The organism is Escherichia sp. MOD1-EC6021 (assembly GCF_002965245.1).
In the GTDB taxonomy this organism is placed as follows: Bacteria; Pseudomonadota; Gammaproteobacteria; order Enterobacterales; family Enterobacteriaceae; genus Escherichia; species Escherichia coli_F.
Map to the genome: position 1 here is coordinate 70,867 of NZ_PTRU01000006.1, position 14,078 is coordinate 84,944.

Genomic DNA, 14,078 nt, shown 5'->3' on the forward strand with positions numbered 1-14,078 from the left:
AGAGCTCTATGAATCCTGAGCGTTCTGAACGCATTGAAATCCCCGTATTGCCGCTGCGCGATGTGGTGGTTTATCCGCACATGGTCATCCCCTTATTTGTCGGGCGGGAAAAATCTATCCGTTGTCTGGAAGCGGCGATGGACCATGATAAAAAAATTATGCTGGTCGCGCAGAAAGAAGCTTCAACGGATGAGCCGGGTGTAAACGATCTTTTCACCGTCGGGACCGTGGCCTCTATATTGCAGATGCTGAAACTGCCTGACGGCACCGTCAAAGTGCTGGTCGAGGGGTTACAGCGCGCGCGTATTTCTGCGCTCTCTGACAATGGCGAACACTTTTCTGCGAAGGCGGAGTATCTGGAGTCGCCGACCATTGATGAGCGGGAACAGGAAGTGCTGGTGCGTACTGCAATCAGCCAGTTCGAAGGCTACATCAAGCTGAACAAAAAAATTCCACCAGAAGTGCTGACGTCGCTGAATAGCATCGACGATCCGGCGCGTCTGGCGGATACCATTGCTGCGCATATGCCGCTGAAACTGGCTGACAAACAGTCCGTGCTTGAGATGTCCGACGTCAACGAACGTCTGGAATATCTGATGGCGATGATGGAATCGGAAATCGATCTGCTGCAGGTTGAGAAACGCATTCGCAACCGCGTTAAAAAGCAGATGGAGAAATCCCAGCGTGAGTACTATCTGAACGAGCAAATGAAAGCTATTCAGAAAGAACTCGGTGAAATGGACGACGCGCCGGACGAAAACGAAGCCCTGAAGCGCAAAATCGACGCGGCGAAAATGCCGAAAGAGGCAAAAGAGAAAGCGGAAGCAGAGTTGCAGAAGCTGAAAATGATGTCTCCGATGTCGGCAGAAGCGACCGTAGTGCGTGGTTATATCGACTGGATGGTACAGGTACCGTGGAATGCGCGTAGCAAGGTCAAAAAAGACCTGCGTCAGGCGCAGGAAATCCTTGATACCGACCATTATGGTCTGGAGCGCGTTAAAGATCGCATCCTTGAGTATCTTGCGGTTCAAAGCCGTGTCAACAAAATCAAGGGGCCGATCCTCTGCCTGGTAGGGCCGCCGGGGGTAGGTAAAACTTCCCTTGGTCAGTCCATCGCCAAAGCTACCGGACGTAAATATGTTCGTATGGCGCTGGGCGGCGTGCGTGACGAAGCGGAAATCCGTGGTCACCGCCGTACTTACATCGGTTCTATGCCGGGTAAATTGATCCAGAAAATGGCGAAAGTGGGCGTGAAAAACCCGCTGTTCCTGCTCGATGAGATCGACAAAATGTCTTCTGACATGCGTGGCGATCCGGCTTCCGCACTACTTGAAGTGCTGGATCCAGAGCAGAACGTAGCGTTCAGCGACCACTACCTGGAAGTGGATTACGATCTCAGCGACGTGATGTTTGTCGCGACGTCGAATTCCATGAACATTCCGGCACCGCTGCTGGATCGTATGGAAGTGATTCGCCTCTCCGGTTATACCGAAGATGAAAAACTGAACATCGCCAAACGTCACCTGCTGCCAAAGCAGATTGAACGTAATGCACTGAAAAAAGGTGAGCTGACCGTCGACGATAGCGCCATTATCGGCATTATTCGTTACTACACCCGTGAGGCGGGCGTGCGTGGTCTGGAGCGTGAAATCTCCAAACTGTGCCGTAAAGCGGTTAAGCAGTTGTTGCTCGATAAGTCTTTAAAACATATCGAAATTAACGGCGATAACCTGCACGACTATCTCGGTGTTCAGCGTTTCGACTATGGACGCGCGGATAACGAAAACCGTGTCGGTCAGGTAACCGGTCTGGCGTGGACGGAAGTGGGCGGTGACTTACTTACCATTGAAACCGCGTGCGTTCCGGGTAAAGGCAAACTGACCTATACCGGTTCGCTCGGCGAAGTGATGCAGGAGTCCATTCAGGCGGCGTTAACGGTGGTTCGTGCGCGTGCGGAAAAACTGGGGATCAACCCTGATTTTTACGAAAAACGCGACATCCACGTCCACGTACCGGAAGGTGCGACGCCGAAAGATGGTCCGAGTGCCGGTATTGCTATGTGCACCGCGCTGGTTTCTTGCCTGACCGGTAACCCGGTTCGTGCCGATGTGGCAATGACCGGTGAGATCACTCTGCGTGGTCAGGTACTGCCGATCGGTGGTTTGAAAGAAAAACTACTGGCAGCGCATCGCGGCGGGATTAAAACAGTGTTAATTCCGTTCGAAAATAAACGCGATCTGGAAGAGATTCCTGACAACGTAATTGCTGATCTGGACATTCATCCTGTGAAACGCATTGAGGAAGTTCTGACTCTGGCGCTGCAAAATGAACCGTCTGGCATGCAGGTTGTGACTGCAAAATAGTGACCTCGCGCAAAATGCACTAATAAAAACAGGGCTGGCAGGCTAATTCGGACTTGCCAGCCTTTTTTTGTCTCGCTAAGTTAGATGGCGGATTGGGCTTGCCCTTATTAAGGGGTGTTGTAAGGGGATGGCTGGCCTGATATAACTGCTGCGCGTTCGTACCTTGAAGGATTCAAGTGCGATATAAATTATAAAGAGGAAGAGAAGAGTGAATAAATCTCAATTGATCGACAAGATTGCTGCAGGGGCTGATATCTCTAAAGCTGCGGCTGGCCGTGCGTTAGATGCTATTATTGCTTCCGTAACTGAATCTCTGAAAGAAGGGGATGATGTAGCACTGGTAGGTTTTGGTACTTTTGCCGTTAAAGAGCGTGCTGCCCGTACTGGCCGCAACCCGCAGACCGGTAAAGAGATCACCATCGCTGCCGCTAAAGTACCGAGCTTCCGTGCAGGTAAAGCACTGAAAGACGCGGTAAACTAAGCGTTGTCCCCAGTGGGGATGTGACGAAGTTCAAGGGCGCATCTACTGATGTGCCTTTTTTATTTGTATTCGGTGACTTTCTGCGTCTTGTGGGCTGACAATTGCCCCCGTTTCTTGTCACAATAGGCCTTTGCGCGCATCGATACGTTGCGTGAGGTACACAGTCATCTACAGCGGAGTGTTGTTACACCATGATGGACAGCTTACGCACGGCTGCAAACAGTCTCGTGCTCAAGATTATTTTCGGTATCATTATCGTGTCGTTCATATTGACCGGCGTGAGTGGTTACCTGATTGGCGGAGGCAATAACTACGCCGCAAAAGTGAATGACCAGGAAATCAGCCGTGGGCAGTTCGAGAACGCCTTCAACAGCGAGCGTAATCGCATGCAGCAACAGCTGGGCGATCAATACTCTGAGCTTGCAGCGAACGAAGGCTATATGAAAACCCTGCGTCAACAGGTGCTGAATCGTCTGATCGACGAGGCGCTGCTGGATCAGTACGCTCGTGAGCTGAAACTGGGTATCAGTGATGAGCAGGTTAAACAGGCGATTTTCGCGACCCCAGCCTTCCAGGTTGACGGCAAATTTGATAACAGCCGCTATAACGGTATCCTCAACCAGATGGGGATGACCGCCGATCAGTACGCCCAGGCGCTACGTAACCAGCTCACTACCCAACAGCTGATTAACGGCGTTGCCGGTACCGATTTTATGCTGAAAGGTGAAACCGACGAGCTGGCGGCACTGGTAGCTCAACAACGCGTGGTACGTGAAGCGACTATCGATGTTAACGCGCTGGCGGCGAAGCAGCCTGTGACCGAACAGGAAATTGCCAGCTACTACGAACAAAACAAAAACAATTTCATGACGCCGGAACAATTCCGCGTGAGTTACATCAAGCTGGATGCCGCAACGATGCAGCAACCGGTTAGCGATGCGGATATCCAGAGCTACTACGATCAGCATCAGGATCAATTCACCCAGCCGCAGCGTACCCGCTACAGCATCATCCAGACCAAAACTGAAGATGAAGCGAAAGCGGTACTTGATGAGCTGAATAAAGGCGGTGATTTTGCTGCGTTAGCCAAAGAAAAATCTGCCGATATTATCTCTGCCCGTAACGGCGGCGATATGGGTTGGTTAGAAGATGCCACTATCCCGGACGAACTGAAAAATGCTGGTCTGAAAGAAAAAGGCCAACTCTCTGGTGTCATCAAATCTTCGGTCGGTTTCCTGATTGTACGTCTGGACGACATTCAGCCAGCGAAAGTGAAGTCGTTAGACGAAGTGCGTGACGATGTCGCGGCGAAAGTGAAACACGAAAAAGCCCTCGATGCGTACTACGCACTGCAGCAGAAAGTGAGCGATGCAGCAAGCAATGATACCGAGTCTCTGGCCGGTGCAGAGCAAGCTGCGGGCGTAAAAGCCACTCAGACGGGTTGGTTCAGCAAAGATAACCTGCCGGAAGAGTTGAACTTTAAGCCGGTTGCAGACGCTATCTTTAATGGCGGTCTGGTAGGTGAAAACGGCGCACCGGGCATCAACTCTGACATCATCACCGTAGACGGCGACCGCGCATTCGTGCTGCGCATCAGCGAGCACAAACCGGAAGCGGTGAAACCGTTGGCAGATGTTCAGGAACAAGTTAAGGCACTGGTTCAGCACAACAAAGCTGAACAACAGGCGAAAGTGGATGCTGAAAAACTGCTGGTTGATTTGAAAGCCGGCAAAGGTGCAGAAGCTATGCAGGCCGCCGGTCTGAAATTTGGCGAGCCGAAAACCTTAAGCCGTTCCGGTCGTGACCCGATTAGCCAGGCGGCGTTTGCACTGCCACTGCCAGCGAAAGACAAACCGAGCTACGGTATGGCGACCGATATGCAAGGTAATGTGGTTCTGCTGGCGCTGGATGAAGTGAAACAAGGTTCAATGCCGGAAGATCAGAAAAAAGCGATGGTGCAGGGTATCACCCAGAACAACGCACAAATCGTCTTTGAAGCTCTGATGAGTAACCTGCGTAAAGAGGCGAAAATCAAAATTGGCGATGCGCTGGAACAGCAATAATCCTGAAGCCGCCTCGCAAAAAAATGCTTTGCAGCTGTAACAAGAAAAGGTCGCTTTCGCGGCCTTTTCCATTTCTGAACATTGCCATTTGTTTCCTGTTTTCACTGCCGTTAAGGTGATTCCACTGTTAACAAACAAGGAGAAAACAGTATGAAACACGGAATTAAAGCACTGCTCATTACCCTGTCCCTGGCCTGTGCCGGAATGTCTCATAGCGCGCTGGCGGCAGCTCCTGCGGCGAAACCGACAACGGTAGAAACCAAAGCGGAAGCTCCTGCAGCACAAAGTAAAGCAGCAGTACCGACTAAAGCCAGTGACGAAGAAGGTACCCGGGTCAGCATTAATAATGCCAGCGCGGAAGAGTTAGCCCGCGCGATGAATGGCGTTGGCCTGAAGAAGGCGCAGGCGATTGTCAGTTATCGCGAAGAGTACGGTCCGTTTAAAACGGTGGAGGATCTCAAGCAGGTGCCGGGGATGGGCAATTCGCTGGTGGAACGTAATCTGGCGGTATTAACCCTGTAATTAATTTGCATAGTGGCAAATTTTTGCCAGACTGAAGAGGTCATACCAGTTATGACCTCTGCACTTATAACAGTTCTTATAACAACAACGTAAGGTTATTGCGCTATGCAAACACAAATCAAAGTTCGTGGATATCATCTCGACGTTTACCAGCACGTAAACAACGCCCGCTACCTTGAGTTTCTCGAAGAAGCCCGCTGGGATGGGTTGGAAAATAGCGACAGTTTTCAGTGGATGACGGCCCATAACATCGCCTTCGTCGTGGTCAATATCAATATTAACTATCGTCGCCCGGCGGTATTAAGCGACCTGTTAACCATTACCAGTCAGTTGCAGCAATTAAACGGTAAAAGCGGCATCTTAAGCCAGGTCATTACACTGGAGCCGGAAGGGCAGGTGGTCGCGGATGCGCTTATTACGTTTGTTTGTATTGATCTTAAAACGCAGAAAGCATTAGCTCTGGAAGGGGAATTGCGCGAAAAGCTGGAGCAGATGGTTAAGTAAACGTTTTGTGGTGCCGGATGCTCAAGCCGCATCCGGCGACACCCGGAATAATTACTTCAACCCGGTTTTCTGCTTCATCGCTGCCATCACCGTCGGTTTATCGGCCAGATAATGATGCAAACCGTTGGAGCGTAAATTACACGCCGCACAATGACCGCAACCGTCGCCTTTAATGCCGTTATAGCAGGTCAACGTTTCGTTACGGACTAAATCTAGTTTGCCGTAATAATCAGCCAGCGCCCAGGTTTCCGCTTTATCAATCCACATCAGCGGCGTTTCAAAACGAATATCTTTCGCCATGCCTAAACTGACGGCATGGTTTAGTGCTTTCACAAACTCATCGCGGCAATCCGGGTAACCGGAGAAATCCGTTTCGCAGACGCCGGTGATTACGGCTTCTGCTTTTACCTGATACGCATATATTGCCGCCAGTGTCAGGAACAAAATATTACGCCCAGGGACAAACGTATTCGGGATGCCATCAGCTTCAGGTTCATAATCAGGCACCGGAATGCTGTCACGCGTCAGGCTGCTGACCGCCAGTTCGTTGAGCAGCGTTACATCAAGAACCTTATGCGCGCGTGCCCCCAGTTTCAGCGCCAGTTCGCGTGCCACGTCGATTTCTGCGCGATGTCGCTGACCGTAATCGAACGTCACGCAATGGACTTCATCATATTGTTGTAATGCCTGCACCAGACAGGTGGTGGAATCCTGGCCTCCACTGAACACAACGACAGCACGTTTCATAGATAATCCTGCTTGAACAATAAAAGCGTTATGGTAACGCCTGCGATTAACCCGGACCAGCTATTCATTGCGACGGCGCGGGAAGCCAGGCTTCGGTAAATTCAAACCAGCCTCGCGGTGTCAGTCGCACACCGTTCACGCCGGGAGGGGCGCTAATGCGATAGTGATAGTTGAACAGCGGCGTCAGCGTCGCATCTGCCATTAACTGGCTAAAAACCGCTTTCAGGGCATTAAATCGGTTTTCCTCATCAGGCATTACTTGCACCGCGTCCAGTGTCGATTGCAAATGTGCATATGCTGGAGCGTCGAAAACATGTGGCCACAGCGGATCGCATCGCAGCCATTGCTCCAGGGTATATTCCGGCGCTTCGCCAATTAACCTGTCGCCCATCATGAGGTCTGCTTGTGTCAGCAGGGTCGTGTCGTCCCAGTTTTTTGCGTTATGAAAAATAATGTTAAGTTCACAGCCTTCCGCTGCCAGCGTCGCCTGTAAGCGTTCTGCCATGGTATGAAGTTCTATCGGCAGGTGGTACACCAGCGTCAAGGTTTCTGGTAGTTTGACGTCATCCGGTACTTGCCATTGCGGAATCGTCCAGCCTGGCAGTAATGCATGACTGGCGGTGATCAGGTTTTCTCCGACTTCTAACGTTTGTAATAAACCGGATTGATGAATAATGGAGATCACTTTTCGCGCCTGCCAGAGGGACAGTCGGGGACTTTTGCGCAACGTTAAATAGCAAAAACCTAAACTGATGCCACTACTGACCTGGCTGACCCGTTGCAGCTCTTCAGGTTTGCCGATAGTGATTTGCACGGGATGCCGACAACTGGTTCCCAAATCTTTTTCGAAAAGCGGCGGAGTTATCCAGTACTCAACCGCTTTAAGCAGCGGATGACGTAAATGGTAATAATCATGACTCTCCAGGCGCACCAGTTCCGCTGTGAATTGTGTTAAGCGAAAAGGACCAGTGCCGATCAGGGGGAATTGCGGATGCGCCAGATGGCAGCAGTAGCTCGCCAGCCGGTGCGCAAGCCAGTAATCGGGGCGATGTAAAAAGAAGGTCAGACACTGCGGATGGGTGACTTCAATACGCTTCACGCTAATAAATAATTGATGCAGTGCTGGCAGCTGTAACAGCATCAATAACCGCTGGTGTAAGTGTGAGGCTTTTACTGCATCGCCATTATGCCAGTGTAGGGTTGAGCGAAGATAAAAGTCCCAGCGTAACCCGTCAGCAGAGGTTTCCCAGTGATGCGCTAAATCGCCAATCGGGCGCTGGGTATGATTATCGAAGCGGGTCAGGCCGGAAAATATTTGCCCGGCGAGATGCTGCTCGGCACGGCCGGGCAAAAAGCCCGGTTGTAACGGTTCGAGCGGGCGATAGTAAGGAATACGCAACGTTGGCGTGTCGTTTTGCCATTGCCCGCCCATAAACGGCTGTAACAGAGTGCGCAGCTCACCCGGGGCCAGTTGCGCCAGCTCCAGCACATCTTGCTGCTTACCGGTTTCCAGTGCTTGTTCCATCATCGCATTGCGTAGCGATTCTGGCGTGACCAGAAAGCGTAGTTGACCGCGCTTTCCGCGTCCTGACTGCGCCTGCCACTCCAGCCATCCCGCCTCCTGTGCCTGGCGTAACAGCGTACGAACATGGCGTTCGCTGCAAAAACAGCGTTCGGCCAGTTCGCTGACGGTGACGGTTTGCGGCTTTCCGGCGGAAGGTTGCCACAGACGTTGATACTGGTTAAGACGGTTGAGCAGTCGCATATAAACCCGGAACAATATTATTTAACTATTCACTATTACTTCCGTATATATCAGGTGATACTCAATCACTATTAACCGTGTCACAGAGTGGAGAAAGAAATGGCTCGTCTGGCAGCATTTGATATGGACGGCACTTTATTGATGCCTGACCATCATTTAGGTGAGAAAACACTCTCTACTTTGGCACGACTGCGTGAACGCGACATTACCCTCACTTTCGCCACAGGTCGTCATGCGCTGGAGATGCAGCATATTCTCGGGGCGCTATCGCTGGATGCGTATTTGATTACCGGCAACGGAACGCGCGTGCATTCTCTGGAAGGTGAACTTTTACATCGTGATGATTTACCTGCGGATGTGGCAGAGCTGGTGCTGTATCAGCAATGGGATACCCGAGCTAGCATGCATATTTTCAATGACGATGGTTGGTTTACCGGAAAAGAGATCCCTGCGTTGTTGCAGGCATTTGTCTATAGCGGTTTTCGTTATCAGATAATCGATGTTAAAAAAATGCCACTCAATCGCGTCACCAAGATCTGCTTCTGTGGCGATCACGACGATCTTACACGCTTGCAGATCCAACTACACGAAGCATTAGGCGAGCGTGCACATTTGTGTTTTTCCGCGACGGATTGCCTCGAAGTGCTCCCGGTGGGCTGCAATAAAGGCGCTGCATTGACGGTGCTGACCCAACATTTAGGTTTATCGTTGCGCGATTGCATGGCCTTTGGTGATGCGATGAACGATCGCGAAATGTTAGGCAGCGTCGGTAGCGGCTTTATTATGGGCAATGCGATGCCGCAACTGCGCGCGGAGCTCCCTCATTTACCGGTGATTGGACATTGCCGAAATCAGGCGGTCTCTCACTATTTGACGCACTGGCTGGACTATCCACATCTACCTTATTCCCCCGAATAACGAGATCCCTTCCAGCACCGGGCAATTGCCCGGTTTTTTTTGCGTTGAATTTGTCATTTTGTGCCGTGGTGTTTAAACCGCACAGAATAAATTGTCGCGATTTCACCTTTAAAATAGAATTAAAAGAGAAAAAATTTCTCTGTGGAAGGGTTATGTTAGATAAAATTGACCGTAAGCTGCTGGCCTTACTACAGCAGGATTGCACCCTCTCTTTGCAGGCACTGGCTGAAGCCGTTAATCTGACAACCACGCCTTGCTGGAAGCGACTGAAACGGTTGGAGGATGACGGTATCCTTATCGGCAAAGTCGCCCTGTTGGACCCGGAAAAAATTGGCCTCGGTCTGACCGCCTTTGTGCTGATAAAAACGCAACATCACAGCAGCGAATGGTATTGCCGCTTTGTGACGGTGGTTACTGAAATGCCAGAAGTGCTGGGGTTCTGGCGCATGGCCGGGGAATACGATTATCTGATGCGCGTCCAGGTTGCCGACATGAAACGCTACGACGAGTTTTATAAGCGTCTGGTAAACAGCGTGCCGGGGCTGTCGGACGTCACTTCCAGCTTCGCGATGGAACAGATTAAATACACCACTTCTTTACCCATCGAATAAATATCCAGAATCAGGTCAGGACACTACGCGTGCGATTATTTGCTCAATTAAGCTGGTATTTCCGTCGGGAATGGCGTCGCTATCTCGGGGCTGTTGCCTTGCTTGTCATTATCGCGATGCTGCAACTGGTTCCGCCGAAAGTGGTTGGTATTGTTGTCGATGGCGTGACAGAACAACACTTTACTACCGGGCAGATCCTGATGTGGATCGCCACCATGGTGCTGATTGCAGTCGTGGTTTATCTCCTGCGTTACGTCTGGCGCGTATTGCTGTTTGGCGCGTCTTATCAACTGGCTGTTGAACTGCGTGAAGATTATTACCGTCAGCTAAGCCGGCAGCATCCTGAGTTTTACCTGCGTCATCGCACGGGTGACCTCATGGCTCGTGCGACCAATGACGTCGATCGGGTCGTGTTTGCCGCCGGAGAAGGGGTGCTGACGCTGGTGGATTCACTGGTGATGGGCTGCGCAGTGCTGATTATGATGTCAACGCAAATTAGCTGGCAGTTGACCTTATTTGCCCTGTTGCCGATGCCAGTGATGGCGATCATGATTAAGCGCAACGGCGATGCCTTGCATGAACGCTTTAAGCTGGCACAGGCGGCGTTTTCCAGTCTTAATGACCGCACCCAGGAAAGCCTCACCAGTATCCGCATGATCAAAGCCTTTGGTCTGGAAGATCGCCAGTCGGCGTTATTTGCCGCGGATGCCGAAGATACCGGCAAAAAAAACATGCGGGTGGCGCGTATTGATGCTCGTTTCGATCCGACCATCTATATCGCGATTGGTATGGCGAACTTGCTGGCGATTGGCGGCGGTAGTTGGATGGTGGTGCAGGGCAGTTTAACGCTGGGCCAGCTCACCAGTTTTATGATGTATTTAGGTCTGATGATTTGGCCGATGCTGGCGCTGGCATGGATGTTTAACATAGTGGAGCGTGGTAGTGCTGCGTACAGCCGTATTCGCGCGATGCTGGCGGAAGCGCCGGTGGTGAACGATGGTAGCGAACCCGTGCCAGAAGGTCGTGGTGAACTGGATGTAAATATTCGCCAGTTTATGTATCCGCAGACTGACCATCCTGCGCTGGAAAACGTCAATTTCGCCCTGAAACCCGGTCAGATGCTGGGTATCTGCGGGCCGACTGGTTCCGGCAAAAGTACCCTGTTGTCGCTCATTCAGCGTCATTTCGACGTCAGCGAGGGGGATATTCGCTTTCATGATATTCCTCTGACGAAGTTACAACTCGATAGCTGGCGTAGCCGCCTGGCGGTGGTCAGCCAGACGCCATTCCTTTTTTCCGACACCGTGGCGAACAACATCGCGCTGGGTTGCCCGAATGCCACACAGCAAGAGATTGAGCATGTCGCGCGGTTAGCCAGCGTACATGACGATATTTTGCGTCTACCGCAAGGTTACGATACAGAGGTGGGCGAGCGCGGCGTGATGCTTTCTGGTGGGCAAAAACAGCGTATCTCCATTGCTCGTGCGTTATTAGTCAACGCGGAAATCCTCATCCTTGATGATGCGCTTTCGGCGGTGGACGGACGCACAGAGCACCAGATCCTGCATAACCTGCGTCAGTGGGGGCAGGGAAGAACGGTAATCATCAGTGCCCATCGCCTTTCGGCACTGACGGAAGCCAGTGAAATTATTGTGATGCAGCACGGACATATCGCCCAGCGTGGCAATCATGATGTGCTGGCACAACAAAGCGGCTGGTATCGCGATATGTATCGCTATCAACAACTGGAGGCGGCGCTCGACGACGCTCCGGAAATTCGCGAGGAGGCCATCGATGCGTAGTTTTAGCCAACTGTGGCCGACTCTCAAGCGCCTGTTAGCGTACGGTTCGCCGTGGCGTAAACCGTTGGGGATCGCGGTCCTGATGATGTGGGTTGCGGCGGCGGCAGAAGTCAGCGGGCCGCTGCTTATCAGCTATTTTATCGACAATATGGTGGCGAAAAATAACCTGCCGTTGAAAGTGGTTGCCGGGCTGGCTGCTGCGTATGTTGGGCTACAACTGTTTGCCGCCGGGCTACATTACGCGCAGTCGCTGCTGTTTAATCGGGCGGCAGTAGGTGTAGTGCAACAGTTGCGTACCGACGTGATGGATGCTGCGTTACGCCAACCGTTGAGTGAGTTTGATACTCAGCCGGTCGGGCAGGTGATTTCCCGCGTTACCAATGATACTGAAGTGATCCGCGACCTCTACGTTACCGTAGTGGCAACGGTCCTGCGTAGCGCCGCCCTGGTGGGTGCGATGCTGGTGGCGATGTTTAGTCTCGACTGGCGAATGGCGCTGGTAGCGATAATGATTTTCCCGGTGGTGCTGGTGGTAATGGTGATATACCAGCGTTACAGCACGCCGATTGTCCGTCGTGTGCGCGCCTATCTGGCAGATATCAACGACGGCTTTAACGAAATCATCAATGGCATGAGCGTCATCCAGCAGTTCCGTCAGCAGGCGCGATTTGGCGAACGTATGGGTGAGGCCAGTCGTTCACACTATATGGCGAGGATGCAAACCCTGCGCCTCGACGGTTTTCTGCTGCGTCCGCTGCTGAGTCTGTTTTCATCGCTCATTCTTTGTGGCTTGTTGATGCTGTTTGGCTTCTCCGCCAGCGGTACCATTGAAGTGGGCGTACTGTATGCGTTTATCAGCTATCTTGGGCGGCTTAACGAACCCTTAATCGAACTGACCACGCAACAAGCGATGCTGCAACAGGCTGTTGTTGCTGGTGAGCGCGTGTTTGAGTTGATGGACGGGCCGCGCCAGCAATATGGCAATGATGATCGCCCGTTGCAGAGCGGCACCATTGAAGTCGATAACGTGTCATTTGCTTATCGCGATAACAATCTGGTGCTGAAGAATATTAATCTCTCTGTGCCTTCGCGTAACTTTGTGGCGCTAGTGGGGCATACCGGCAGTGGAAAAAGTACCCTCGCCAGTTTATTGATGGGCTATTACCCGCTAACGGAAGGTGAGATTCGCCTTGATGGTCGTCCATTAAGTTCGCTAAGTCACAGCGTGCTGCGCCAGGGCGTGGCGATGGTGCAACAAGATCCGGTGGTACTGGCGGATACCTTCCTCGCCAACGTGACGCTGGGACGTGATATCTCCGAAGAACGTGTCTGGCAGGCGCTGGAAACCGTGCAACTGGCGGAGCTGGCGCGCAGCATGAGTGATGGTATTTATACGCCGCTGGGCGAGCAGGGGAATAATCTCTCGGTTGGGCAAAAGCAACTGCTGGCACTGGCGCGCGTGCTGGTGGAGACGCCGCAAATCCTGATCCTTGATGAGGCAACCGCCAGCATTGACTCCGGTACTGAACAGGCGATTCAACACGCACTGGCGGCGGTGCGTGAACACACTACGCTTGTGGTGATTGCTCACCGCTTATCGACCATTGTCGATGCCGACACCATTCTGGTGCTTCATCGTGGGCAAGCCGTGGAACAGGGGACTCACCAGCAACTGCTGGCCGCCCAGGGGCGCTACTGGCAGATGTATCAACTGCAACTTGCGGGCGAAGAGCTGGCAGCCAGCGTGCGTGAAGATGAATCATTGAGCGCCTGAATAGCGCAATATTTCATCGTTGGTGCAAAAATGTAACGCACTGTGCACTGTCATAGTGCGTTTTTGTTTTCAATCTTCTTAACTTCCTGCTCTCTTTCTCGTTTTTCATTTCTGGCACACCGCTTGCAATACCTTATTTGTGTAGCAGAACCATTACCGAATTCTGACCGGAGGGGATCTATGAAGCTGGTGACCGTGATAATCAAACCATTCAAGCTGGAAGACGTTCGTGAAGCGTTATCTTCCATTGGTATTCAGGGCCTGACCGTCACCGAAGTGAAAGGTTTCGGGCGTCAGAAAGGGCATGCCGAGCTGTACCGGGGGGCGGAATACAGCGTCAACTTTCTGCCAAAAGTAAAAATTGATGTGGCGATTGCTGATGACCAACTCGATGAAGTGATCGATATCGTCAGCAAGGCGGCTTACACCGGAAAAATTGGCGACGGCAAAATCTTCGTCGCTGAATTGCAACGCGTCATTCGTATTCGTACCGGCGAAGCCGACGAAGCGGCGCTGTAATCTCTGGCA

General features: G+C 51.9%; 12 protein-coding genes. 10 read left to right on the top strand and 2 right to left on the bottom strand.

Annotated elements, in window-relative coordinates:
- The first annotated feature begins 8 nt into the window (after positions 1 to 8).
- From lon to fadM, 5 genes are all read left to right on the top strand, one after another.
- Entirely contained in the window at positions 9 to 2,363 is a 2,355-nt protein-coding gene (gene lon / locus BEB54_RS09065; protein WP_001295325.1) for an endopeptidase La, read from the top strand.
- Between the two features lie 190 nt (positions 2,364 to 2,553).
- Positions 2,554 to 2,844, top strand: coding sequence for a nucleoid-associated protein HU-beta (gene hupB / locus BEB54_RS09070; protein WP_254892905.1), 291 nt, complete (start codon positions 2,554 to 2,556; stop codon positions 2,842 to 2,844).
- A gap of 191 nt (positions 2,845 to 3,035) precedes the next feature.
- Positions 3,036 to 4,907 carry a peptidylprolyl isomerase gene (gene ppiD, locus BEB54_RS09075; RefSeq protein ID WP_000969382.1) on the top strand — a complete coding sequence of 624 codons (1,872 nt, stop codon included), beginning with the start codon at positions 3,036 to 3,038 and terminating at the stop codon, positions 4,905 to 4,907.
- Between the two features lie 150 nt (positions 4,908 to 5,057).
- Positions 5,058 to 5,429 (top strand): helix-hairpin-helix domain-containing protein, encoded by a 372-nt coding sequence (locus BEB54_RS09080; RefSeq protein WP_000680297.1) that lies wholly within the window; start codon positions 5,058 to 5,060, stop codon positions 5,427 to 5,429.
- 105 nt (positions 5,430 to 5,534) lie between these two features.
- Positions 5,535 to 5,933, top strand: coding sequence for a long-chain acyl-CoA thioesterase FadM (gene fadM / locus BEB54_RS09085; protein WP_001194534.1), 399 nt, complete (start codon positions 5,535 to 5,537; stop codon positions 5,931 to 5,933).
- 51 nt (positions 5,934 to 5,984) lie between these two features.
- On the opposite strand, the gene queC is transcribed toward fadM, so the two are convergent.
- Complete coding sequence (queC, locus tag BEB54_RS09090) at positions 5,985 to 6,680, bottom strand: 7-cyano-7-deazaguanine synthase QueC (RefSeq protein ID WP_000817234.1); 696 nt, start codon at positions 6,678 to 6,680, stop codon at positions 5,985 to 5,987.
- Positions 6,681 to 6,744: 64 nt separating this feature from the next.
- Complete coding sequence (locus BEB54_RS09095; RefSeq protein ID WP_105277201.1) at positions 6,745 to 8,445, bottom strand: SgrR family transcriptional regulator; 1,701 nt, start codon at positions 8,443 to 8,445, stop codon at positions 6,745 to 6,747.
- A gap of 99 nt (positions 8,446 to 8,544) precedes the next feature.
- On the opposite strand from BEB54_RS09095, the gene cof reads away from it, so the two are divergent.
- The 5 genes from cof (at position 8,545) to glnK (ending at position 14,069) form a co-directional block, all read left to right on the top strand.
- Positions 8,545 to 9,363: an HMP-PP phosphatase gene (gene cof, locus BEB54_RS09100; protein ID WP_105277202.1), complete on the top strand. Its 819-nt coding sequence runs from the start codon at positions 8,545 to 8,547 to the stop codon at positions 9,361 to 9,363.
- Between the two features lie 152 nt (positions 9,364 to 9,515).
- Positions 9,516 to 9,974 (top strand): DNA-binding transcriptional regulator DecR, encoded by a 459-nt coding sequence (gene decR / locus BEB54_RS09105; protein ID WP_000884589.1) that lies wholly within the window; start codon positions 9,516 to 9,518, stop codon positions 9,972 to 9,974.
- 29 nt (positions 9,975 to 10,003) lie between these two features.
- Entirely contained in the window at positions 10,004 to 11,776 is a 1,773-nt protein-coding gene (locus tag BEB54_RS09110) for a SmdA family multidrug ABC transporter permease/ATP-binding protein (protein WP_032183483.1), read from the top strand.
- On the top strand, positions 11,769 to 13,550 hold the full coding sequence (locus BEB54_RS09115) for a SmdB family multidrug efflux ABC transporter permease/ATP-binding protein (protein WP_074500882.1): 1,782 nt from the start codon (positions 11,769 to 11,771) through the stop codon (positions 13,548 to 13,550). The genes BEB54_RS09110 and BEB54_RS09115 overlap by 8 nt, the downstream gene beginning before the upstream one ends.
- A gap of 180 nt (positions 13,551 to 13,730) precedes the next feature.
- The gene (gene glnK, locus BEB54_RS09120; protein WP_000780338.1) at positions 13,731 to 14,069 is read left to right on the top strand and encodes a P-II family nitrogen regulator; all 339 of its coding nucleotides are present in this window, start codon (positions 13,731 to 13,733) and stop codon (positions 14,067 to 14,069) included.
- The last annotated feature ends 9 nt before the right edge of the window (positions 14,070 to 14,078 follow it).

What these genes read in the sequence shown, in the direction of transcription:
- lon (WP_001295325.1), top strand. Translation starts at nt 9, where the DNA reads ATGAATCCTGAGCGTTCTGAACGCATTGAAATCCCCGTATTGCCGCTG.
- ppiD (WP_000969382.1), top strand. Translation starts at nt 3,036, where the DNA reads ATGATGGACAGCTTACGCACGGCTGCAAACAGTCTCGTGCTCAAGATT.
- BEB54_RS09080 (WP_000680297.1), top strand. Translation starts at nt 5,058, where the DNA reads ATGAAACACGGAATTAAAGCACTGCTCATTACCCTGTCCCTGGCCTGT.
- fadM (WP_001194534.1), top strand. Translation starts at nt 5,535, where the DNA reads ATGCAAACACAAATCAAAGTTCGTGGATATCATCTCGACGTTTACCAG.
- queC (WP_000817234.1), bottom strand. Translation starts at nt 6,680, where the DNA reads ATGAAACGTGCTGTCGTTGTGTTCAGTGGAGGCCAGGATTCCACCACC.
- BEB54_RS09095 (WP_105277201.1), bottom strand. Translation starts at nt 8,445, where the DNA reads ATGCGACTGCTCAACCGTCTTAACCAGTATCAACGTCTGTGGCAACCT.
- cof (WP_105277202.1), top strand. Translation starts at nt 8,545, where the DNA reads ATGGCTCGTCTGGCAGCATTTGATATGGACGGCACTTTATTGATGCCT.
- decR (WP_000884589.1), top strand. Translation starts at nt 9,516, where the DNA reads ATGTTAGATAAAATTGACCGTAAGCTGCTGGCCTTACTACAGCAGGAT.
- BEB54_RS09115 (WP_074500882.1), top strand. Translation starts at nt 11,769, where the DNA reads ATGCGTAGTTTTAGCCAACTGTGGCCGACTCTCAAGCGCCTGTTAGCG.
- glnK (WP_000780338.1), top strand. Translation starts at nt 13,731, where the DNA reads ATGAAGCTGGTGACCGTGATAATCAAACCATTCAAGCTGGAAGACGTT.